Annotated in this window: 21 protein-coding genes; 13 read left to right on the top strand and 8 right to left on the bottom strand. The window is 67.3% G+C overall.

Annotated features, from left to right (window positions below):
* Positions 1–5: 5 nt before the first annotated feature.
* Positions 6–518 carry a peptide deformylase gene (gene def, locus FB548_RS02580; RefSeq protein WP_142123189.1) on the bottom strand — a complete coding sequence of 171 codons (513 nt, stop codon included), beginning with the start codon at positions 516–518 and terminating at the stop codon, positions 6–8.
* 132 nt (positions 519–650) lie between these two features.
* On the opposite strand from def, the gene FB548_RS02575 reads away from it, so the two are divergent.
* The 10 genes from FB548_RS02575 (at position 651) to FB548_RS02530 (ending at position 11,015) form a co-directional block, all read left to right on the top strand.
* Positions 651–1,775, top strand: a complete 1,125-nt coding sequence (locus FB548_RS02575) for a LysM peptidoglycan-binding domain-containing protein (RefSeq protein ID WP_142123188.1) — start codon at positions 651–653, stop codon at positions 1,773–1,775.
* A 78-nt stretch (positions 1,776–1,853) separates the two neighbouring features.
* Entirely contained in the window at positions 1,854–3,029 is a 1,176-nt protein-coding gene (gene dprA / locus FB548_RS02570) for a DNA-processing protein DprA (RefSeq protein WP_142123187.1), read from the top strand.
* The gene (locus FB548_RS02565) at positions 3,026–3,499 is read left to right on the top strand and encodes a DUF494 family protein (protein ID WP_142123186.1); all 474 of its coding nucleotides are present in this window, start codon (positions 3,026–3,028) and stop codon (positions 3,497–3,499) included. Before dprA ends, FB548_RS02565 begins: the two co-directional genes overlap by 4 nt.
* A 26-nt stretch (positions 3,500–3,525) precedes the next feature.
* A complete protein-coding gene (locus FB548_RS02560; RefSeq protein WP_142123185.1) occupies positions 3,526–4,263 on the top strand; it encodes a GYF domain-containing protein in 738 nt (245 codons plus the stop codon).
* 51 nt (positions 4,264–4,314) lie between these two features.
* Positions 4,315–5,217 (top strand): RDD family protein, encoded by a 903-nt coding sequence (locus FB548_RS02555; protein WP_142123184.1) that lies wholly within the window; start codon positions 4,315–4,317, stop codon positions 5,215–5,217.
* Positions 5,218–5,236: 19 nt separating this feature from the next.
* Entirely contained in the window at positions 5,237–6,283 is a 1,047-nt protein-coding gene (locus FB548_RS02550) for an RDD family protein (RefSeq protein ID WP_142123183.1), read from the top strand.
* A 207-nt stretch (positions 6,284–6,490) separates the two neighbouring features.
* Complete coding sequence (locus tag FB548_RS02545; RefSeq protein WP_142123182.1) at positions 6,491–9,001, top strand: DNA topoisomerase I; 2,511 nt, start codon at positions 6,491–6,493, stop codon at positions 8,999–9,001.
* A gap of 24 nt (positions 9,002–9,025) precedes the next feature.
* Complete coding sequence (locus tag FB548_RS02540; protein WP_142123181.1) at positions 9,026–9,589, top strand: L-threonylcarbamoyladenylate synthase; 564 nt, start codon at positions 9,026–9,028, stop codon at positions 9,587–9,589.
* 65 nt (positions 9,590–9,654) lie between these two features.
* Positions 9,655–10,374 carry a DUF4124 domain-containing protein gene (locus FB548_RS02535; RefSeq protein WP_142123180.1) on the top strand — a complete coding sequence of 240 codons (720 nt, stop codon included), beginning with the start codon at positions 9,655–9,657 and terminating at the stop codon, positions 10,372–10,374.
* On the top strand, positions 10,371–11,015 hold the full coding sequence (locus FB548_RS02530; RefSeq protein ID WP_255470280.1) for a DUF4124 domain-containing protein: 645 nt from the start codon (positions 10,371–10,373) through the stop codon (positions 11,013–11,015). Before FB548_RS02535 ends, FB548_RS02530 begins: the two co-directional genes overlap by 4 nt.
* Before the next feature lie 47 nt (positions 11,016–11,062).
* Here FB548_RS02530 and FB548_RS02525 read toward each other — a convergent pair whose 3' ends face one another.
* The gene (locus FB548_RS02525; protein ID WP_142123179.1) at positions 11,063–12,118 is read right to left on the bottom strand and encodes a type 1 glutamine amidotransferase domain-containing protein; all 1,056 of its coding nucleotides are present in this window, start codon (positions 12,116–12,118) and stop codon (positions 11,063–11,065) included.
* A gap of 164 nt (positions 12,119–12,282) precedes the next feature.
* Between FB548_RS02525 and FB548_RS02520 the strand changes: the two genes are divergently transcribed.
* Positions 12,283–12,942: a hypothetical protein gene (locus FB548_RS02520; RefSeq protein WP_142123178.1), complete on the top strand. Its 660-nt coding sequence runs from the start codon at positions 12,283–12,285 to the stop codon at positions 12,940–12,942.
* On the opposite strand, the gene FB548_RS02515 is transcribed toward FB548_RS02520, so the two are convergent.
* Positions 12,930–13,706, bottom strand: a complete 777-nt coding sequence (locus tag FB548_RS02515; RefSeq protein ID WP_142124067.1) for an SDR family oxidoreductase — start codon at positions 13,704–13,706, stop codon at positions 12,930–12,932. The two genes, FB548_RS02520 and FB548_RS02515, sit on opposite strands and share 13 nt — an antisense overlap.
* Before the next feature lie 58 nt (positions 13,707–13,764).
* Between FB548_RS02515 and FB548_RS18950 the strand changes: the two genes are divergently transcribed.
* Complete coding sequence (locus FB548_RS18950) at positions 13,765–13,893, top strand: hypothetical protein (RefSeq protein ID WP_255470279.1); 129 nt, start codon at positions 13,765–13,767, stop codon at positions 13,891–13,893.
* Between the two features lie 41 nt (positions 13,894–13,934).
* Here the strand turns inward: FB548_RS18950 and bchE are convergent, their stop codons facing one another.
* The 5 genes from bchE to FB548_RS02490 form a co-directional block, all read right to left on the bottom strand.
* Positions 13,935–15,509 carry a magnesium-protoporphyrin IX monomethyl ester anaerobic oxidative cyclase gene (gene bchE / locus FB548_RS02510; protein WP_142123177.1) on the bottom strand — a complete coding sequence of 525 codons (1,575 nt, stop codon included), beginning with the start codon at positions 15,507–15,509 and terminating at the stop codon, positions 13,935–13,937.
* Between the two features lie 88 nt (positions 15,510–15,597).
* Positions 15,598–16,374 carry a type I methionyl aminopeptidase gene (gene map, locus FB548_RS02505; RefSeq protein ID WP_142123176.1) on the bottom strand — a complete coding sequence of 259 codons (777 nt, stop codon included), beginning with the start codon at positions 16,372–16,374 and terminating at the stop codon, positions 15,598–15,600.
* Positions 16,371–16,583 carry a ParD-like family protein gene (locus FB548_RS02500; protein ID WP_142123175.1) on the bottom strand — a complete coding sequence of 71 codons (213 nt, stop codon included), beginning with the start codon at positions 16,581–16,583 and terminating at the stop codon, positions 16,371–16,373. The genes map and FB548_RS02500 overlap by 4 nt, the downstream gene beginning before the upstream one ends.
* Positions 16,584–16,838: 255 nt before the next feature.
* Entirely contained in the window at positions 16,839–18,743 is a 1,905-nt protein-coding gene (sppA, locus tag FB548_RS02495) for a signal peptide peptidase SppA (RefSeq protein ID WP_142123174.1), read from the bottom strand.
* A gap of 63 nt (positions 18,744–18,806) precedes the next feature.
* Positions 18,807–20,186, bottom strand: a complete 1,380-nt coding sequence (locus FB548_RS02490) for an MATE family efflux transporter (RefSeq protein WP_142123173.1) — start codon at positions 20,184–20,186, stop codon at positions 18,807–18,809.
* 102 nt (positions 20,187–20,288) lie between these two features.
* On the opposite strand from FB548_RS02490, the gene FB548_RS02485 reads away from it, so the two are divergent.
* Entirely contained in the window at positions 20,289–21,500 is a 1,212-nt protein-coding gene (locus FB548_RS02485; RefSeq protein WP_142123172.1) for a DUF3667 domain-containing protein, read from the top strand.
* Positions 21,501–21,563 lie beyond the last annotated feature (63 nt).

Here is a 21,563-nt window from a genome sequence, read left to right as displayed (position 1 = left end):
GCACGTCAGGCGACGTGCTTGCGCTGCTTTGCCAGCTTCTTGCGCACCATCTCGCGCTTGAGCGGCGAGAGGTAATCGACGAACAGCTTGCCGTCGAGGTGGTCCATCTCGTGCTGGATACAGACGGCGAGCAGGCCATCGACCCGCAGTTCCTGCGGCTGGCCCTGGCGGTCGAGGAAACGCACGGTGATCGCATCGGCGCGGGTCACGTCGGCAAAGATGCCGGGCACGGACAGGCAGCCTTCCTGGTAGACCTGTTCGCCGACCTGTTCACTCAGCTCGGGATTGATGAAGACCTGCGGCTGGTTCTTCTCTTCGCTGATGTCGATCACCATGAAACGCTGGTGCACGTCCACCTGGCTGGCGGCCAGGCCAATGCCGGGCGCGTCGTACATGGTCTCGAACATATCGTCCAGCAGCCGCTGGAACGCCGGCGAGCTCACGTGCCCCGCATCCACCGGCACGGCTTTCGTACGCAGGCGGGGGTCGGGGAATTCGAGAATGGGAAGCAGGGCCATGGTACGTCTCGGGATGGGGGCGCCAGTGGAATCCGGCAAGGCCTCACGAATTCTAACGCGGGCGCTTGCTTTGCGTCGGGTTTTCTGGACTATAGTGCTGACCACCTGTCGGGGAATCAGGTAGATACCGCCATGTTTAAATATTTTCGTACGGTTCTCGCCGTTGCGGCGCTGACCGTCGGCACTTACGCGGCCGCTGCCGAGATGGCGGGGAGCCACCCTGATACCTACGTGGTCAAGCGTGGCGACACGCTGTGGGATATTTCGGCGCGCTTCCTCAAGAAGCCATGGCTGTGGCCGGAAATCTGGCAGGCCAATCCGCAGATCCAGAACCCGCACCTGATCTATCCGGGCGATGTGATCAGCCTGGCCTATCTGGACCGCGTGGCCGTGCAACCCGGCCCGCGCCAGGAAGCCCCGCTGAATGCCATTCCGCTATCCGACATCGAGGCGTACCTGAAGGATCGCCGCGTCGTCGACAGCTTCGAGGGCCTGCCGCACGTCGCCGGGCTGGATGAAGACCGCCTGCGCGGCTCCGGTGGCCACAACATCTACGTCCGCGGACTGGATGGCGCCCAGCCGGGCCAGCGCTTCGCGGTGGTCCGGCCGACGGCCCGCTTCACCGACAATCCGCGCGCACAGGATCTGGATTTCCGTGGCAGGAGTATCCGCGGCGAAGTGGACCAGTGGAAGGACATCGTCGAACAGAGCGGCAAGGGCGTTTTCCTCGGCTACGAGCTGGCGAAGGTCAACGTTGCGACCTTCACCCGGGGCGTAGTCCCGGGCACCGAGGTCAGCACGCTGGTCGCCGACATCGGCGGACATGAGGTCCGCGTCGGTGACCGCCTGATCCCGGTGGACGCGCAGCCCTACGACCTGCACTTCTTCCCGCACCCGCCCGCCAGCGATCCGGCCGGCAAGTTGCGTGTGCTGGCGGTGGCGGATGCCCTCACCTCGGGCGGTACGCGCGACGTGATCGCCATCTCCGGCGGCCGCCTGGACGGCGTGGACAACGGCACCGTGTTCTCGATCTGGCGCAATGGCAGCCACACCGCCAACCGCATGGCCCATCCGGAATCCTCGCGAATCAGCGAGTCGCCGAAGTCGGGCGCCGGCCGCGTCAGCCTGCCTGACGAGTACGCCAGCCATGCGATGGTGTTCCGCACCTTCGACAAGGTCAGCTACGCGCTGGTCATGGAAGGCGTGGAGGCCACCCGCGTCGGCTACGAGCTGAAGCACCCCGACGCGACCTACTGACACGCGTCAGGCAATTCCTACGCAAGACTGCGACGGCGCCCGAGGGCGCCGTCGTCGTTTCCAACCTACGCTCGCAGCATGCATACCGATGACACGAGCGCACTGGCCAGACTGGTCCTGGCCGGCGGTCCGGTCCTGTGCCGACGACGCCTGCTCGACCAGCACGGCACACCATCGGCGGCCCTCCGGGCAGGAGCAAGCGCCTGGCGGGGGGCGGGAATGGACGACGTACAGATCACCCGCCTACGCGGCCCTGCCGATGACGCACTCGCGAGAACACTGGAGTGGCTGCAGGCCCCAGATCATTACCTGATCGGCTGGCACGAAGCGGACTACCCGGCCCCGCTGAGGCAGATCGGGAGCCCACCGCTGGCACTGTTCGTCGAAGGCGATCCAACCCTGCTGTGGCGGGCCGCCGTCGCGGTGGTGGGCAGCCGCACGCCGACCAGCGGGGGACGGGACAATGCCCATGCGTTCGCACGTGCGTTCGCCTCCACGGGCATCGTGGTGGCCAGCGGAATGGCCCGGGGCATCGACGCCGTGGCGCATGAGGCCGCGCTCGCGCTGGGGCCCGGCACCACCATCGCGGTCGTCGGCACCGGACCGGACATCGCCTACCCCCCGGGGCACGACCTGTTGCGCGACCGTCTGGCCACCCACGGCGCCGTGGTCAGTGAACACCCGCCCGGAACACCGGCGATGCGCAGCCATTTCCCTTCGCGCAACCGCATCCTCGCGGGCCTGACCTTGGGCACGCTGGTCGTCGAAGCCGCCGAGCGGTCGGGCGCGTTGATCACCGCCCGCCAGGCCGGCGAAGCCGGGCGCGAGGTCTTCGCCATCCCCGGCTCGATCCACAACCCCCTGGCGCGGGGCTGTCACCGCCTGATCCGGGACGGTGCCGCCCTGGTGGAATGCCCGCAGGAGGTCATCGAGGCGGTGGCGCCGCTGGCCGTCGACCTGGCCAACGCCTTGCGTGGCCGCTTGGGCGAGACTGAATCGGCGGCAATCGCAGGACCAGGTGAGACCCCCTTGCGACTGGATGCCGACTACCAGAAGTTGTGGGAAGGCCTGGGTCATGACCCAACAGGTATGGATCAGCTCGTCTCACGCACTGGATTGACGGCTGCGGAACTGTCCTCCATGCTGCTGGTCATGGAACTGGATGGCTTAGTAACGGCAGAACACGGCCGATACCAGAGAAAGACCGGTTTCTTCACCTCCACAGCGTCGTTGACGCAGGCCGAGGGGCAATGAAAGAGAGCATCCTGGATGTACTGCTGTACCTGTTCGAACATTACTTCACCGAAGATGCGGACCCCGTCCGCGACCGCGACTCTCTCCAGAACGGCCTGATCCAGGCCGGTTTCAGCCCCGCCGAGATCAGCAAAGCCTTCGATTGGCTCGATGCCCTGGCCGACCAGCGCCCGGCCGCGTCGACGCCTCGCGTGGGCGGCCCCACCCGCGTCTTCCATGGCCCCGAACTGGAAAAGCTCGACGTCGAATGCCGGGGCTTCCTGCTGTTCCTGGAGCAGCACGGCGTCCTGGATGCGGACCAGCGCGAGCTGGTGCTGGACCGCGCCATGGCCCTGGACCAGGACGAACTGGACCTGGACGACCTGAAGTGGGTCGTGCTGATGGTGCTGTTCAACCAGCCGGGCTCGGAAGCCGCCTATGCGTGGATGGAAACCCAGATGTTTGCGGACGAACCCGAGCCGGTACACTGAGGCGTTGAAACGCTTCAGGGGGAAGCATGTCGGGTTGGTATTACGCTGACCGGAACCGTCAGCAGCACGGGCCGGTGTCGTCGGAAGAACTGGTCACCCACTACCGTTACGGCCGCGTCGCGCTGGACAGCCTTGTCTGGCGCGAAGGCCTGCCCCAGTGGCTGCCGCTGCAGGAATTTTCCGCAGAACTGGGACTGCATGCGGCACCGGCCGATGACGGCGGAACGCCGTCGCCCGTCCCACCACCGCTGTCGGCGCACGTTGCCACCGCTCCACCGCAGGAGCGCCTGTTGCGCTCACCTGCCCCACCCGTCGCCAAGAAAGGGATGTCCGGCGGCAGGATCGCGCTGATCGTGGCGGCGGCCCTCGTGCTGCCCTGCGTCGGCATCGGCGGCATCCTGGCCGCCATCGCGATTCCTGCGTACAACGATTACACCCTGCGCTCGAAGGTTTCCCAGGCGGTGATCGACAACTTTGAGCTGCGCAGCGACGTAAAGACCTTCCATGACCGCGAAGGGCGCTGCCCCACCAATGGCGAAGGCGGCATCGGCACGCCCGAGAGCTACGCGGGGACCTACATCACGCGCGCCGTCGTCGGCGACTTCGACGACGGCACCTGCGGTTTCGAACTGGAGTTCGGCAATACCGGCAACGCGCAGATCGACGGCAGGAAGCTGTGGTGGGACATGGGGAGCGACCACACCGAATGGCAGTGCTCGTCGGAAATCGACGACAAATGGCTGCCCATGGAATGTCGCGGCTGAGCAACGTAGACGTGGCGCGACAGGCTACGTATTTCATCGGGGATCGAGTACATGACGCACTGGTATTACGCCGACGCCCAAGGGCAGCGGCAGGGGCCGTTCACGGCCGGGGAGCTCGGCGGCCATGTCCGCCAGGCGCGCCTGGATGCGCAGTCACTGGTGTGGCGCGAGGGGCTGGAGGACTGGCAGCCGCTGAGCACGCTGGCCTCCGAGCTGGACCTGCTTGTCGGCACGATGGACCCGCCCGCACCAGGCGCCGACGCGGCAGCTGACCTCCCGCTTCCCGCCGCAGATGCCCCCTACGCACCGCCTGCGGCACAGATCGCATCGGAACAGCATTACGTGGGCGATGGCGACGTGGTGCTGGCCGGCTTCTGGCGGCGCCTCGCGGCGCTCTTCATCGACTCGATGGTGGTGGGCTTCGCCTACTACCTGGTACTCATCGTGTGCGTGGTGGTGCTCGGCGTCGGTGGCAGCCTGCTGATGCGTGGCGGGAACAACACCGAAGGCATGGCGGCGATGTTCGGCATGATGGCGCTGGTCTACTTGCTGTATCCGGTGATCAGCGCGGCCTACTACGTGGGTTTCGAGTCCTCGGCCAAACAGGCCACGCTGGGCAAGATGGCGGTTGGCATCAAGGTCACCGACATCGACGGGCGTCGCCTGACCCTGGGTCGCGCGCTGCTGCGCTGGTTGGCCGTCATGCTGAACTATCTCACGCTGTACATCGGCTACCTGATCGCGGCCTTCACCGAGCGCAAACAAGGCCTGCACGACATGGCGGTGGGCACGCTGGTGGTGGACCGCTGGGCGTATACCGCCCATCCCGACTGGCAGCAACGCGGCCTAGGCACCGCTACGAAGGTGATCCTGGCGATCGCGGGCGTCATCTACGGGCTGATCTTCATCGCCATGATGGCCGCCATCCTGATTCCACTGGCCACACAATCCTGAAAGGGCAAGGAGACCCTGCATGACCGAGTGGTATTACGTTGATATCCGGCACGAGCGCCAAGGCCCGGTGTCCCCGGAGGCTCTCACGGAGCTCTACCGTTCCGGCGCCCTGACCAGTGCATCGCTTGCCTGGCGCGAGGGCATGAACCAGTGGACGCCGCTGGGCGAACTCGCGATCGAACTCGGCATCGCGGACACGCGCCCCGTCCCGGCTTCACCTGCGCCCGCCGCGCAGGAGCCCGAACCGGAGCCGGTACCCCTAGAACGCCCGCTGACCGGCCGCGCCGTCTTCACCGCCAGCGAACCCAGCTACGCACGGCACGCGCCCGCGCACGCCATCCAGTCCGATGCCGTGATAGCCGCAGCGGCCGCCAACCGCACGGTTGCGCCGGGTGAAACCCATGGCGTCGTTGCATCGCCCTACGCGGCACCGCGCGCGGACGTGGGCCGCGTCACGTATGCGCCTCCGGTCGCCGACGGCCATGTGGTTTACGCCGGCTTCTGGAAGCGTGTTGCGGCCAGCTTCATCGACGCATTCGCCATCGGCATCCCGGTAGGCATCGTGGCGACCATCATCGCCGGGCTGCTGGGGTTGGGCAGTTCGTTCGCCGATGGCTTCTCCGGAGCGGCGGGCGCATTCAACGTGGGCGAAACCGCCATCTCGTATGTGCTGACGGCGATGGTCTACGGCTGGTTCCACTCCGCTGCCGGGCTGATGGCCACGCCCGGCAAACTGGCCATCGGCATCAAGGTGGTGAGGACCGACGGCGACAAGATCAGCTTCCTGCGTGGCTTCGGCCGCTACTGGGCCACCATGCTGTCGGCCATCATCCTTGGCATCGGCTTCCTGATGGCGGCCTTCACCACGCGCAAGCAAGCGTTGCACGACCTGGTCTGCGACACGCTGGTGGTCGACAAGTGGGCCTTCACCTCGCAACCGGAGCGCCAGCGCGAGGAGCTTGGGCCGGTGGCCCTGGTGGTGCTGATCATCGGCGGCCTGCTGGTCGTCGGTGCGGTGATCCTGATGCTGGTGGCTTTCGCCGCCTTGTTCTCGATGAGTCGCTGACCGGCCCCACGGCGCGATCCGGGTCACGGAACCCGGCCCGGTCCCACCAAGGCGGCTTGACAGCCCGGCCCCGGCCGTGACACCACTATAAATAGGAAATCTGAACGCCCGGGGCCCCAGCCCCGGGCGTCCGCTTCTCTGGCGCCCGCATCTGGGCCACCCTAGCCGGCCCCGGACGGCCCACCCGAACTCCCCTGAACCCCTGACATGCCCAAGCACCTGCTCATCGTCGAGTCGCCCGCCAAGGCCAAGACGATCAACAAATACCTCGGCAAGGACTTCACCGTCCTGGCGTCCTATGGCCACGTCCGGGACCTGGTGCCGAAGGAAGGAGCGGTGGACCCCGACAACGGGTTCGCGATGCGCTACGACCTGATCGAGAAGAACGAAAAGCACGTCGATGCCATCGCCAAGGCCGCCAAGGGCGCCGATGACATCTTCCTGGCGACCGACCCGGACCGCGAGGGCGAAGCGATCAGCTGGCACATCGCCGAGATTCTGAAGGAGCGGGGCCTGCTGAAGGACAAGCCGCTGCATCGGGTGGTCTTCACCGAAATCACGCCGCGCGCGATCAAGGAAGCCATGGCCCAACCGCGGCAGATCGCCGGCGACCTGGTCGATGCCCAGCAGGCACGCCGCGCGCTGGACTACCTGGTCGGCTTCAATCTTTCGCCGGTGCTGTGGCGCAAGGTGCAGCGCGGCCTGTCGGCCGGCCGCGTACAGTCGCCGGCACTGCGCATGATCGTGGAGCGCGAGGAAGAGATCGAAGCCTTCATCGCTCGCGAGTACTGGAGCATCGAGGCCGAGTGCGCGCATCCGCGCCAGGCCTTCACCGCCAAGCTGACGAAGCTCGACGGGCAGAAGTTCGAACAGTTCACCGTCACCGACGGCGACACCGCAGAAGCCGCCCGGCTGCGCATCCAGCAGGCCGCGCAGGGCATGCTGCACGTCACCGACGTGACCAGCAAGGAACGCAAGCGCCGCCCAGCGCCACCGTTCACCACCTCCACGCTGCAGCAGGAAGCCTCGCGCAAGCTCGGCTTCACCACCCGCAAGACCATGCAGGTGGCGCAGAAGCTGTACGAAGGCGTCAACATCGGCGACGAGGAAGGCACCGTCGGCCTGATCAGCTACATGCGTACCGACTCGGTGAGCCTGTCGGCGGAAGCGCTGGCCGAGATCCGCGACGTTATCGCGCGCGACTTCGGCACGCAGGCGCTGCCGGACAAGCCCAACGTCTATGTCACCAAGTCGAAGAACGCGCAGGAAGCGCACGAAGCCGTGCGTCCGACCAGCGCGCTGCGCACGCCCTCGCAAGTCGCGAAGTACCTGAGCGACGACGAGCGCAAGCTGTACGACCTGATCTGGAAGCGCGCCGTCGCCTGCCAGATGGTCCCGGCCACGCTCAACACCGTCAGCGTCGACCTTGCCGCCGGCAGCGCGCACAGCTTCCGCGCCAGCGGCACCACCGTGGTCGATCCCGGCTTCCTCGCCGTGTACGAGGAAGGCAAGGACCAGAAGAACGCCGAGGACGACGACGAAGGCCGCAAGCTGCCGCCGATGAAACCCGGCGACACCGTGCCGCTCGACCGCATCCACGCCGACCAGCATTTCACCCAGCCGCCGCCGCGCTTCACCGAAGCGGCGCTGGTGAAGGCGCTGGAGGAGTACGGCATCGGCCGTCCCTCCACCTACGCCTCGATCATCCAGACGCTGCAGTTCCGCAAGTACGTGGAAATGGAAGGCCGTGCGTTCAAGCCCAGCGACGTGGGCCGCGCGGTATCCAAGTTCCTGTCCGGCCATTTCACCCAGTACGTGGACTACGACTTCACCGCCAAGCTGGAGGACGAGCTGGATGCCGTTTCCCGCGGCGAGGAAGACTGGGTGCCGCTGATGGAGCGGTTTTGGGGCCCCTTCAAGGACCTGGTCGCCGAAAAGGCGGAAACCGTGGACCGCAGCGAAGCCACCGGCGCGCGCGAACTCGGTACCGACGCCAAGTCCGGCAAGCCGGTCAGCGTGCGACTGGGCCGTTACGGGCCATATGCGCAGATCGGCGACAAGGACACCGACGAGAAGCTGGAGTTCGCCTCGCTGCGTCCCGGCCAGTCGATGCATACCATCACGCTGGAAGACGCGCTGGAACTGTTCAAGCTGCCCCGCAAGCTGGGCCAGGACAAGGACGAGGAGGTCAGCGTCGGCATCGGCCGCTTCGGCCCGTTCGCCAAGCGCGGCAGCGTGTATGCGTCGCTGAAGAAGGAAGACGACCCGTACACGATCGACCTGGCGCGCGCGGTGTTCCTGATCGAAGAGAAGGAAGAGATCGCCCGCAACCGCATCATCAAGGACTTCGACGGTAGCGACATCCAGGTGCTGAACGGCCGCTTCGGCCCGTACATCAGCGACGGCAAGCTCAACGGCAAGATTCCGAAGGATCGCGAGCCGGCGTCGCTGACGCTGGTCGAGGTGCAGAAGCTGCTGGAAGAAACCGGCAAGCCGGTGCGCAAGGGCTTCGGCAAGAAGACCGCCGCCAAGAAGGCCGTGGTGAAGAAGGAAGCCGCGCCAAAGAAGACTGCCGCCAAGAAGGCACCGGCGAAAAAGACCGCGAAGAAGGCTGCGAAGAAGACGGCGACCACGTCCGCCAGCAAGAAAACAGCGACAAAGAAGACGGTGAAGAAGGCGGCATCCAAGGCGGTCGCCGGAGACGACGCTCCCTTCTGACCCCACCACGACGCCGACGACGCCATGCCCATCGAACGGACCATCGAGGAAGCCGCGGAAGTCATCCGCAGTGGCGGCATCGTCGCCTACCCCACCGAGGCCGTGTGGGGGCTGGGTTGCGATCCATTCGACGAAGGCGCGGTGCACCGGCTGCTGGCGATCAAGCAGCGTCCGGTGGAGAAGGGGTTGATCCTGATCGCGGCCACGCAGGAACAGCTCAAACCGCTGATCGACGTCGCCGCCGTTCCGACGGATCGCCTCACCGAGGTGCTGTCCAGCTGGCCCGGGCCACACACCTGGGTGATGCCTGCCACCGCGCAGGCACCCCGCTGGATCACCGGTGCGCATCGTGGCATTGCCGTGCGCGTGAGCGAACATCCGGTCGTGATCGGCCTGTGCCAGGCCTATGGCGGCGCGTTGGTGTCCACCAGCGCGAACCTCAGCGGCAAGCCCGCCGTCAGCGACCGCGACGCCCTGGACCCGTTGCTGCTGCCACGCGTCGACGCCGTCGTCCCCGGACACACCGGCGGCCTCGCCCGCCCCACGGTCATCCGCGATGCGCTGACCGGTCAGGCGCTGCGTGAATGACCGACGGCCGTACACGGTCGTCCTTCCACCTTCCCATCCCTCCGGCACGCGCGCACCATGGCCGCATGCCGCGCCTCGCCCTGCCCCTGTTGATGCTGCTGCTGACGCTGTCACCCGTCGCCATGGGCGCGCAGGCGACACCCAGCGCCGGGCAGGTCACCATCTACCGCTGCGTGACCGCCAACGGCAGCGTGGCGCTGCGCGATTCGCCCTGCCTGAAAGGCGAGAGGCAGGAAGTCCGTACGATGCAGCGGCCGCTGGACCCCGTGCCACCGCCCGCTGTCGCAGCCCCTGCGCCCGCGCCGGCACCACCTGCCGCGGCTCCGCCCGCGCGCGTGGTGTACCTCACCCCGCCGCGGCCGATGTACGAATGCACCACGCCCGAAGGCAAGGTCTACACCAGCGACAACGACGACGGCAATCCGCGCTGGGTACCGTATGGCGTGGCCTACCCCGCCTGGCCACGCACCGGCAGCGGTGCCAGCGTGTCCGGCAGCGTCTCGGTCGGCAACGGCCATCTGTCCTTCGAAAGCGGTGACCGTCGGCCGCCGCGTCCCCCGGGCGGCCACTATCCGGGGCATGGCCCGGTGATCCTGCCCGGTGGCACCTGGGTGCGCGACACCTGCCACCCGTTGCCACAGCAGGAAGTGTGTGCGCGCCTCTCCGACCGCCGCTACGAGATCCTGCGCCGCTACGGCAGCGCGATGTCGAGCGAGCAGCGCGCGCTAGACTTGGAACAGCGCGGCATCGACGCGCGCATCGCCAACGATTGCAGGAATCCATGAGTCTTTCCGCGCGCTCCACCTTCGCCCGTCTTACGTTGCTGGTGCTGTTCTGGGTCACCGCATCCTCGGCCGCCCGCGCAAATGAAGTGACCATTTACCGCTGCACGGATGCGAGCGGCGCACTGACGCTGCAGAATTCGCCTTGCCCGAAAGGCATGAAGCAGGAAGCGCGCACCATGCAGGGCGTCAACACGGTGCCGATGGCACCCGCGCCGCCCGCCACGTCACCCGCTTCGCCCGCGCAGGCGTCGCCTGCCACCGCCACGCCGGCACCCGCTATGCCTGCCGCGCCCGCGACGGCCAGCACCACGCGCGCGCTGCCACCGCCGGTGCTCTTCCAGTGCACCACGCACGACAAGGACACCTACGTGACCGAGGACAGCGAACCCGCGTCGCGCTGCGTGACCCTGCGCACCGTGGGACTCGACGGCAATCCGCAATCCGGCGCTGGCCAGGCCTGCGAAGTCGTGCGCGACACCTGCGCCCGGGTGCCCGATGGCGCGCTCTGCGAGGCATGGCGGAAACGGCTCGACGAAACCGAAGTGGCCTGGCGTTTCGCCCGCCGCGAGAACGTGGAACGGAACAGGGCCGAACACGAGCGCGTCGCGCGCATCGTCAACGAGAGCAACTGCAGGCAATGATGCCGCTGCGTTGATCCACGTCGGCGCCACGCTACTGCACAGGGCTCCTAGTCGTGTGCCAGTCCCTGCAATCGCCAGGCATCCCCCCGCCGCCCCTGCATGCCTGCCACCAATGCATGCATCAGCAGCAGGCGCTTGTCCGCGTCGGGCCGCTCCGCACGCGCCTTGCGCGCGGCGTCGATACCGCCCGCGTGATAGGCGGCCAACACCTGCACCGCCCTTTCGTCGCGCCCAGGTGCGCGCGCGACCGGCACATGGCCCAGCGCGCGGACCATCGCTTCCGCGGTGGACCACGTCGACCACGGATTCTGTCCGGTAACCACCCGACCATCGACCACCGTGTTGTCCAGATACATCGGGCCTTCCACGTAACGCGCGCCCTTCTCCACCAGGCGATCCTGCAGCAGGTAAGGGAAGCGCGCGCGCGCGTCCTCGATCAGGAACAGCTCTTCCGCGTTGCTGAAGCCGGCCACGCGACGGCCGCGCAGCAGCGGCATGCCATCGTCCAGTGTCACCTCCAGCAACGCGGCCGGCCCATGGCAGACCGCGCCGATCACGCCGCCTGCCTGGTACACGTCGCGCACCAGCCGCTGGATGGCCGGATCATTGGGAAAGTCGAACATCGTGCCCTTGCCGCCAACGAAATACACCGCCGAGTAGCGAGCGGGGTCCACGTCACCCACTGGCAGGCTGGCAACAAGCTTCCTGCGCGCATCGGCATCGTTGAGGAAGGCATGGTCGGCCTCCACCATGTCCTCGTCATCCCGACGCATCGGGGGTGATCCCCCTTGCGGACTGGCGATGTCGACGTCGTAGCCGTTGGCCCGGAAGACGTAGTACGCCCGCGCCAGTTCGGTCAGTTCGAAGCCCGCATTCTTCTCGCCGCCCGGGAAGTGCGACGTGCTGGTGACCACCGCCAGGATCTTCCCGCGTGTCGGCGGCAGTGCATCGCGCATGAAGGCCAGGTCCGCCACCGTGCTGTCCGGCTCCGCAGGCGGCTGCGCATCCAGGTCCAGCGTGTACACATAGACGAATCCTCCCGCCACCACCACCAGCACCGTCGCCAGGCAGGCCAGCAGCCCGCGCTTGATCCATCGCCGCATCCCGATGTCCTCGTCTCCAGGTCGGCACACGCTACGTCGCGCGTGTAAAACGAATTTCAATCGCACCACGTACCCGCTGTGGCGCATCGACATTGCGGACACCCGTGCGGGAACCGCGCCGGACGGCTCGTTAGAATCGGACGTTTCCACCACAAGGACCTCCGATGCCACACGATCCGACGCACCGTCTGCTGCGCGAAATGCGCCTGCTGCGCCTCTACGCCGGCGCACTGACGCTGGCCTTCATCGCCGTGCTGCTGACGGCCTTCAAGGCGCCCGACCCGCATTTCGAACGGTTGTCGGTGGAGCGGCTGGACATCGTGGACGCGGACGGCGTGGCGCGCGTGGTGCTGGCCAACCAGCAGCGCTTTCCGCCGCCGATGTTGAATGGAGAAACCTTCAAGCGCGCCGTCTCGCCCGCGGGACTGGTGTTCTACGACCGCAAGGGCAACGAAGTCGGAGGCCTTGCACTCACCGATGTGGAAGCCGGCAAGGTCTCGGCGCTCGCCTTCGACAATCCCAACATGGACGCCATCGGCCTGCTGACACGCATCGGCGCCGATGGCGAGCCGATCAGCAGCGGCCTGCAGATCAACCAAGCCGTGCCCTCGCACGTGAAGGTGCTCGACGCGGCCAGACAGGCCACGCGCCGCATCGTGATCCAGAACGAACGCAACGATGCCGAGATCCTGCTGGCCGACGCGGCCGGCAAGGAACGCATCCGTCTGCGCGTGGACCACGCCGGTGATGCCGGCATCGAGATCCTGGACGCCGACGGCCGGGTGGTGTTCCGCGCGCCCGAGGCGGCGCCTCAGAATCCGTAACGCAGGAATCCGCCGTCCACCGCGATGCATTCGCCGGTGACATAACTGGACGCAGGCAGGCACAGGAAGCCCACCGCAGCGGCGACTTCCTCCGGTTCGCCGATCCGGCGCATCGGGGTACGTGCGACCACTTCGTCGTAATAGTCCGGGTCCGATAGTGGCCCGGAGGTACGGCGCGTGCGGATGTACCACGGCGCCACCGCGTTCACGCGCACACCGTCCTCGGCCCACTCGGCGGCCAGGTTGCGGGTGAGCTGGTGCAGCGCGGCCTTGGTCATGCCATAGGGCGCGCCGCTGCGCACGGCGGTGATGCCGGACACGCTGCCCACGTTGACGATGCACGAGGCCGCATGCCGCGTCAGCAGCGGGTGTGCGTAGCGCGACAGTTCGAACGCCGAGAACAGGTTGGTCTCGAAGATGTTCCGCCACTCGTCCTCGGTGTAGTCCACCGCGGCGCGCGTGACATTGCCGCCAGCGTTGTTCACCAGGATGTTGAGGCCGTCATCGTGGTCTTCCACCCAGTCCAGGATGGCGCGTCGATCCTCGTCGTCCGCCACGTCGGCAGCGAGCGTGCTGATGCCGCGCTCGGGGAATTCCTCCGCCAGTTCGGCACGCGCCGCCTGCAGGGCATCCTCGTCGCGCGCCACCAGCAGCACGTCGGCGCCGAAGCCCAGCAGCTCGCGCGTGATCGCCAGCCCGATGCCCGCGCTGGCCCCGGTCACCAAGGCCAGTTGCCCGTCCAACCGCCACCGGTTCGCCGCCACATGCGTCTCCTTCATCGATGGGCGTAGCATAGCGCCACCTCACAGGAGGACCGTCGCCATGACCCGGATCCGCCTCATCCTGCTCGCCCTGCTCGCCTTGGCCTGCGTGGCCTGCCGCGCTCCCGAGCCGCCACCGACCGACGAACCGCCGGAACCGCAGGCGAGTGAGTACAGCGTCGCCACCTGAACTGCCCGGGCTCGACGCCCGCAGGCCGTTGGCCCCTGCATCTAGCGTGCGCGCCCCGCTTCACGTGCACCGGACTCCAAGACCGCGAGGGGAATCGGCGCGCGCTTGGCCGGCTTGCCCAGCGCGTTCTCCTCGGCCGCGAGCGATGCCCCCCAGAACTGCGCCAGGTCCGGCCCGTCCGCAATGCGCGGCGCGCCGAAGAAGAACTCGAAGATCTCACGGAACCACACCCGGCGCCCCATCTTCACGTACCAGCGCATCCCGTGCAGTACGCGCTTGTCTGGGTGAAACAAGCTGCGGTAGAGCGCCCGCGGGCGCAGCTGCATGCAGACTTCTATCGCCTTGACCCATAGCAGGACCCGCCACGGCGGAACGCGATTGGTTGCCAGGACCTGATGTTTGTAGTCCCACCGGCGCACATCGGTCTGGATCACGCGCTGGGATGCCACCTCGTCGTAATAGGGCGTCCATCGATGCGGGGTGACGTAGAGCAACTGGATTTGGTCCGGATCGTAGGCCAGCAGGTGGCGGAGCGAGCGCCAGTAATCCAGGTCCGTCTGCTCGTCGAACCCAACGACGTAGGTCGCCATCGAAATGATACCGTGCTCACGCAGCAACTGGATCGCCCTGCGGTCCTCGCTGGAGGACGCACCCTTGCGGATGGCGTCGAGGGTGGCGTCGGAATAGCTCTCGATCCCGAGCAGGAAGCGGATCACCCCCGCGCGCTTGTAGAGAGGCAGCAGGTCCGCGTCGCGGACGATGTCGCCCGCGCGCGTCGATCCGACCAGAGTCAGCTCGACGTTCTCGGCGACCAGGGCTTCGAGGAAAGCCTTCCAGGCCTTGCGTGAACCGGTGGGAAGCTCATCGGCGAAGTTGATCAGACGCACACCTTGCTCGCGATACAGGCGTGCCAGTTCCTTGGCGAAGGCTACCGGATCGCGATGCCGCCATCGGCTCCAGAAGCCACGCTGCCCGCAGTAGCTGCACAGGTAGGGGCAACCACGCGAGAACTGCACCACCACCGCGCGCAGGTTGCCCCAGTACGAATACCTCCGGTGATCGATCAGCTCCCAGCCGACGCGGTACTGGTCCAAGTCGGTGATCATCTCCGCGGCACCCGTCTCGCGCACCTCATCCCCACGACGGAAAGCAAGTCCCCGCACGTCCTCGACACGCGTGCGCCCTGTCAGCGCCTCCGCAAGGCGCACCATCGTGCGCTCGCCCTCGCCACGGACGATGTAGTCGAACGCAGGCTCCTGCATGAGCACGTCGCGCCAGTGGTACGTCGGGAAGACACCGCCATAGACAAGCGTCAACGAAGGCAGCACCCGCTTGACCCGCCGGGCGATCTCCACAACGGTCGGGTGAGCCGACGTGGACCCCGAGTGCCCGATCAGCAGTACCACGGGAGATCTTGCCACCACTTCGTCGAGAATCGCGTCGATGCGCAACGGACCGAACTCGGCGTCGAGCAGTTCCACCTGGTGGCCGGCGTCGAGTAGCGGCCCACCGACGGACAGCAGGCCGAGCGGCGGCAGCTGTTCACGCGGCACGCGGCTGCCGATCGCGGTGTGGGGCGGATTGAGCAGCAGTATGCGAAGCGATGCACTGGACACGTGGTTCCCCGCAAAGGCTGGTAGGGCTACCTTCGCGCCGGAGATTGAGGTCAGCGTGAAGCAGGGGTGATGTGGGCGTGCGGCCGCTTCACCCCATCCCGCACAACGGCACTTCACCCGGCCGCAGCGTCAGCACCCGAGCACCGGTGCGGGTCACGGCGACGGTGTGCTCGAACTGCGCGGACAGCTTGCCGTCGCGCGTATGCACCGGCCACTGGTCGGGTTGCGCGCGGATCGCGGCGCGGCCCTGGTTCAACATCGGTTCGATGGTGAACACCATGCCTTCCTCCAGTTCCAGACCGGTACCGGGCCTGCCGTAATGGTGCACGTGCGGGGCTTCGTGCATCTCGCGACCGATGCCGTGGCCGCCGTACTCCTTCACTACGCTGTAGCCCTGCTCGCGCGCGTACTGCGCGATGGCGTGGCCGATGTCGCCCAGGCGTGCACCCGGACGCACCGCCGCTATGCCCTTCCACATGGCGCTGTACGTGGCCGCCACCAAGCGCCGCGCCGGATACGCCACCTCGCCGACGAGATACGTGGTACTGGAATCGGCGATGTAGCCGTTCTTCTCCAGCGTGATGTCCAGATTGACGATCTGCCCACTGCGCAGCACGTCGTCGTGCGACGGCATGCCATGGCAGACCACGTCGTCGATCGAGGCATTCAGCACGTAGGGGAAGCCGTACTGCCCCTTGCTGGCCGGGCGCGCGCGCAACTCGTCCACGATCATGCGCTCGACGCGGTCGTTGATCGCCATCGTGCTCATGCCTTCCAGCGTGAGCCCGCCGAGCATGTCGAACACGGAGGCCAGCAGCGCACCGGCCTCGGCCATCCGCGCCAGTTCGGCCTCGGTCTTGATCACGTGTGGCCGGCGCGCAGGGGTGCCGGCTGCACACCGGCGGCGCGCAGTTCGTTGGCGACGATGTCCTGGAAGCTCAGGTCCGGATGCATCTCGCACAGCATGCCGACCTTGATCCAGAAGTTGGCCTGCGCATTGATCGAGCGGTGGCTGACGGTGCAGGCGCGGCGCAGTTGGTCGTGCAGCCCGTCGTCGATGTTGACGATGCCCATGGAGGTGCCTTGAGAGGGGACGGAATACATGAATCATATATGTTTCATATATTCATTGCCAGCCGGGCGATCCTGCACCCCGTTGCACGACGATCCGCAGGCGGTATCCGCCGCGCCACGGCGGTGGCGATGGCGCCCCAGGCATCGGGGTCCCGACCTGGCGCACTCCGTCATCGGCGTGGCAGGCGATGCCGCAAACGCAACGGGCCGCGCGGTGTCCCGCGCGGCCCGTCGATCAGGCGATGACGATGAGGTTCAGAACCCGCAGAAGCAGTACGCCAGGCTCTTCACCGGGGCGCCGTCGCGGTTGCTGACCGCCTCGTCCACGAAGCGCAGCTGCGCTTCCATCTCCGGCAGGCTGCGCGCCAACAGGGCGCGTGCGAAGTCGGAGTCCTTCAGCCAGGCCGCACCGATGCGGCTGCCGGCGAAGCCGCCCATGAACTGCGAGAACGGCGAGGACATCTTCTCGAGGTAGCGCACGCGGTACTTGTCCGCCTCACCCAGCTTGGCGCGCTTGGCGGCATCGGCCAGGGCCGCGTCCAGGCCGGCCAGTTCGTCGACCAGGCCACGCTCCTTGGCCTGCGCACCGCTCCACACGCGGCCGCGCGCCACGGCGTCGATCTCTTCGACCGGCTTCTTGCGTGCCTCGGCGACCTTGCCGGTGAAGTCGGCGTAGCCCTTGTCGATGACCGACTGGATCACCTGGCCGACGGCCGGGTCCAGCGGGCGGCTGATGTCGAATGCGCCGGCGAAGCGGGTGGTGCCCACGCCGTCGGTACGCACACCGATCTTCTCCAGCGTGCGCGGCACGGTCGGGATCAGGCCGAAGATGCCGATCGAGCCGGTGATGGTGGACGGGTCGGCGTAGATGCGGTCGGCATTCATGCTGATCCAGTAGCCGCCGGACGCGGCCAGGTCGCCCATCGAGACGACCACCGGCTTGCCGGCCTTCTTGAGCGCGGCCACTTCGCGGCGGATCTGCTCGGAGGCGTAGACGCCGCCGCCGGGCGAATCCACGCGCAGCACCACCGCCTTCACGTCCTCGTCGTCGCGCGCCTCGCGCAGCAGCGCCGAGGTGGACAGGCCACCGACGCGGCCGGCCGGCTGGTCGCCGTCGGTGATCTCGCCTTCGGCCACCACCACGGCGACCTGCGGGCGCTTGTCGAGCGGGTTGATGCGGGAATCGAGCTGAGTCAGGTAACCGGTCAGGCCGATGGCACGGAAGCCGGTGTCGGAATCCTCGTCGGCCACGCCGCGTTCGATCAGCAGGTCCTCGACTTCTTCCTGCGTTTTAAGGCCGTCCACCAGCTTCTGCTGCAGAGCGTACTTGGCCAGGTCGCCGCCAGCGGCCGCGATGCCTTCGGGCAGGGTGTCGATGCCGGCCGCCAGCGCTTCGGGCGTGGTCTTGCGCACCTTGGCGATGTCGGCCAACAGGCGCTGCCACACATCGTTCATCCAGTACAGGTCGGCTTCCTTGGCTTCCTTGGAGGCGGCATCCAGCACATAGGGTTCTGCGGCGGACTTGTACTCGCCCACCTTGAACAGGTGCACGTCCACGCCCAGCTTGTCCTGCAGGCCCTCGCGGTAGTACTGGCGGTAACGGCCCAGGCCTTCGAGCATCAGGCTGCCCATCGGATCGATGTAGACCTCGTTGGCCTGCGCGGCCAGCAGATACTGGGTCTGGCTGATGTTCTCGCCGAAGGCGACGATCTGCTTGCCCGAGGCGCGGAACTTCGCCAGCGCGGCGGCGACTTCGCGCAGCGAGGCGTAACCGGTCGGCTGCAGCTGGTCCACGCGCAGCAGCATGCGTTCGATCTTCTCATCCTTCTGCGCGGCGTCGATGGCGCGCAGCAGGTCGCGCAGCTGCACTTCCTCGGCGCTCTTGTCGCCGAACGCCTTGGCCAGCGCGCGCGTCGCCGGATCGGCGGTGAACTGTTCAACCAGGCGGCCTTCCGGCGCCAGCACGAAGGTGGTGCGCTCCGACAGCGGCTTCACCCCGCCGCTGCCGGCGGCGATGACGAACACGATGAAGATCAGGAACAGCAGCCCGAAGAAGATCAGGTTGAGGACCAGCTTGCGGGTGAAGTTCAGCACGTCCCACAGGCCGACGAAGAACGTGACGACCGGGCTGCGGCGGGGTGCGGGTGCGACTTGGCTCATGGAAGGCTCCGGGAAACTGGGACCACTGTAGCGTGCGTGCGTGAGGCTTTCATGCCCCGTTGGTCACCGTGGGGACGATGCGGCCGACAGACCCGCGGGACGCCGGCTGCTGCGCTCGAAGCGCCAGCCCAGCAGCACCGCGGCAGCAGTCAGGCCCACGATCAGGCCCAGCCACATGCCCTGCGGGCCCCAGCCAAGCCCCAGACCCAGCCCGGCGCCCAGCGGCATGCCGAGGCCCCAGTAGGCAGCCACCGCCAGCCACATCGGCACGCGGGTGTCTTTCAGCCCGCGCAACGCGCCGGCGGACAGCACCTGGATACCGTCGGGGAACTGGAAGGCGGCGGCGAACAACAGCAGCGTGCCGGCGAGGGCGGCCACGGCCAGGTCATCGGTGTACAGAGCCACCACTAGGTCATGGCCCAGCAGCAGGAACAGCGCCGATATCGCCTGCGTGGCCAGCACGATGACGTAGCCCGCGTGCGCGGCGCGGCGGATGCCGGCCACGTCGCCCGAACCGACCGCATGGCCCACGCGCACGGTGGTGGCTTCGGCCACGCCCATCGGGATCATGAAGCACAGCGCCGACACGTTGATGGCGATCTGGTGCGCGGCCGCGGGCGTGGCGCCCAGGCGTGCGATGAGCAGCGCAGTGACGATGAAGAGGCTGCCTTCCATCAATACGGTGATGCCGATGGGCAGGCCGGTGCGCAGCAGTTGCAGGATGGGTGCGCGACGCGGGGGCTCAAAATGCGCGAACAGCTGCAGGTCGGCGAAGCGGCGCGCGCGCGAGAGATAGATCGCAAATGCGATCGCCTGCATCCACATGGTCAACGCCGACGCGATGCCCAGCCCGCCAGCCCCCAGTTCCGGGAACCCGAACTTGCCGAACGCCAGTACATAGCCCACCGGCGCCAGCACCAGCAGGCCACCGAAGCCGAGGATCATCGTCGGCAGCGTCCAGTGCGTGCCTTCGCTCAGGTAGCGCATGCAGAAGTAGAACGTCAGCGCCGGCACGCCCCAGCGGATGCCGTGCAGGAACGCCGTCGCGCCGGGAATGATGTCCGGCGCGATGCCGAACGCCGCCAGCGCGTAGGGCGCGGCACTGAGGAAGGCGAACATCAGCAGGCCCAGCCCCAGCGACAGCCACAGCGCCTGGCGGAACAGCGGCGCGATCTCGTCGCGCCGCTTCGCGCCATCGAGTTGCGATACGGAGGCCGTCAGCGAGATCAGCGTGCCGATCGGCACCATCATCGGCAGCCACAACAACGCCGTGCCGACGGTCACCGCCGCCAGCGTCGCCGTAGCGTGGTGACCGGCGATGACGTTGTCGACAAAGCCGATCAGACCGGTGGAGACGTGGCCCAGCACCAGCGGCAACGCGAGCGTGCCTGTGGCGCGCACTTCCTGGCCGAAGCGCGGGGTCGGGGATGGGGAAACGGACATGGGAGGCAACCGCCGGACTACGGTCGCGCGGTTTCGCGCTGGCACCGGGTCACGGGAGGCCGGTATCTTACCCGCTCGCCACCTGCGCCACCCGAACGCCCCATGACCCCATCGCACGATGCCGTGCACGCCAGCGCGTGCGAGAACTGCCATACACCGCTGCAGGGCGAGTTCTGCCATGCCTGCGGACAGACCTCGCACAACCCGTTGCGCAGCTTCGGGCATGCGGTGGAAGAGGTGTTCGAATCGTTCTGGCACCTGGACGGCCGCATCTTCCGCACCCTGCGCACGCTGATGTCGCCGGGCAAGCTGGCGAACGCCTACCTGTCGGGCCACCGCGCGCCGTTCGTGGCGCCGCTGCGGCTGTTCGTCGTCCTCAGCGTGCTGACGTTCTTCGTGGGCAAGTTCGCCATGGGCAGCGGCGATGTGCTGAGCCCGCCTGCCGTGGCGGACGGCAAGGGCGGTACGACGGTCCAGGTGACGGGCGCGGGGGACGAAGGGGTCGATTTCGAATCGTTGACCGACCCCGACGAAGTGGTGCGCCTGCGCGACCGGACCATCGACGGGCTGCTGGCCGCGCGCGCCACCATCCCGCCGCCGCTCGCCTTCGCGCGCGGTCGCGTGGAAGACAACATCCGCGGGACCCAGGCGCGGGCACGCGCGCGCATCGCCGCGCTGCAGCCGGATCATCCGGCGCTGGCCGAACCCGACAGGATTCCGGAGGGCGGGCCGATGCCGGATTCCACCGGCTCGCTGTTCTCGCAGAACGGGAAGCCGTGGCATCCGACCGACAATCCGATCCGGGTGGACTGGCTGCCGGCGTTCGGCAACCGCTGGTTGAACAAGAAGATCGCGCGGGCGCAGGACAACATCCCGCGCCTGCAGAAAGACCCCGAGCTGTTCAAGAACACCATGATGGGGTCGGTTCCATCGGCGCTGTTCGTGCTGGTGCCGGTGTTCGCGCTGTTGCTGAAGCTGGCGTACATCGGCACGCACCGGGTGTATCTGGAACACCTGGTGGTGGCGCTCTACAGCCACGCCTACCTGTGCCTGTGCGTGCTGGCGTTCTTCGCCCTGTCCTTCATCGACAGCCTGCTGCCCGCGCAGGCGACCGTTGCGCGCGCGCCGGTGTGGCTTGCCGAACTGCTGATCATGTTCTGGATGCCGGTGTACCTGTTCTGGATGCAGCAACGCGTCTATCGCCAGCACCCGGCCGTGACGCTGGTGAAGTACCTTGCGCTGGGCATGCTGTACTTCATGCTGGTCGTCACGGCCATGGTCCTGCTGTCCCTGACCAGCCTGGTGAACGCGTAGGGACACGCCGAACGACGCCATGATGCAGGCGCGCCGCCTTGGATGCCGTTCGTGGTGAGCCCG

It is taken from the genome of Pseudoxanthomonas sp. 3HH-4, assembly GCF_006716465.1.
Classification (GTDB): domain Bacteria; phylum Pseudomonadota; class Gammaproteobacteria; order Xanthomonadales; family Xanthomonadaceae; genus Pseudoxanthomonas_A.
This window is presented reverse-complemented; position numbering and strand designations above follow the sequence as displayed.

Excerpts from the sequence above, each read along its gene's own strand:
- def (WP_142123189.1), bottom strand. The coding sequence starts at position 518 with ATGGCCCTGCTTCCCATTCTCGAATTCCCCGACCCCCGCCTGCGTACG.
- FB548_RS02575 (WP_142123188.1), top strand. The coding sequence starts at position 651 with ATGTTTAAATATTTTCGTACGGTTCTCGCCGTTGCGGCGCTGACCGTC.
- dprA (WP_142123187.1), top strand. The coding sequence starts at position 1,854 with ATGCATACCGATGACACGAGCGCACTGGCCAGACTGGTCCTGGCCGGC.
- FB548_RS02565 (WP_142123186.1), top strand. The coding sequence starts at position 3,026 with ATGAAAGAGAGCATCCTGGATGTACTGCTGTACCTGTTCGAACATTAC.
- FB548_RS02560 (WP_142123185.1), top strand. The coding sequence starts at position 3,526 with ATGTCGGGTTGGTATTACGCTGACCGGAACCGTCAGCAGCACGGGCCG.
- FB548_RS02555 (WP_142123184.1), top strand. The coding sequence starts at position 4,315 with ATGACGCACTGGTATTACGCCGACGCCCAAGGGCAGCGGCAGGGGCCG.
- FB548_RS02550 (WP_142123183.1), top strand. The coding sequence starts at position 5,237 with ATGACCGAGTGGTATTACGTTGATATCCGGCACGAGCGCCAAGGCCCG.
- FB548_RS02545 (WP_142123182.1), top strand. The coding sequence starts at position 6,491 with ATGCCCAAGCACCTGCTCATCGTCGAGTCGCCCGCCAAGGCCAAGACG.
- FB548_RS02540 (WP_142123181.1), top strand. The coding sequence starts at position 9,026 with ATGCCCATCGAACGGACCATCGAGGAAGCCGCGGAAGTCATCCGCAGT.
- FB548_RS02535 (WP_142123180.1), top strand. The coding sequence starts at position 9,655 with ATGCCGCGCCTCGCCCTGCCCCTGTTGATGCTGCTGCTGACGCTGTCA.
- FB548_RS02530 (WP_255470280.1), top strand. The coding sequence starts at position 10,371 with ATGAGTCTTTCCGCGCGCTCCACCTTCGCCCGTCTTACGTTGCTGGTG.
- FB548_RS02525 (WP_142123179.1), bottom strand. The coding sequence starts at position 12,118 with ATGCGGCGATGGATCAAGCGCGGGCTGCTGGCCTGCCTGGCGACGGTG.
- FB548_RS02520 (WP_142123178.1), top strand. The coding sequence starts at position 12,283 with ATGCCACACGATCCGACGCACCGTCTGCTGCGCGAAATGCGCCTGCTG.
- FB548_RS18950 (WP_255470279.1), top strand. The coding sequence starts at position 13,765 with ATGACCCGGATCCGCCTCATCCTGCTCGCCCTGCTCGCCTTGGCCTGC.
- FB548_RS02500 (WP_142123175.1), bottom strand. The coding sequence starts at position 16,583 with ATGGGCATCGTCAACATCGACGACGGGCTGCACGACCAACTGCGCCGC.
- sppA (WP_142123174.1), bottom strand. The coding sequence starts at position 18,743 with ATGAGCCAAGTCGCACCCGCACCCCGCCGCAGCCCGGTCGTCACGTTC.
- FB548_RS02490 (WP_142123173.1), bottom strand. The coding sequence starts at position 20,186 with ATGTCCGTTTCCCCATCCCCGACCCCGCGCTTCGGCCAGGAAGTGCGC.
- FB548_RS02485 (WP_142123172.1), top strand. The coding sequence starts at position 20,289 with ATGACCCCATCGCACGATGCCGTGCACGCCAGCGCGTGCGAGAACTGC.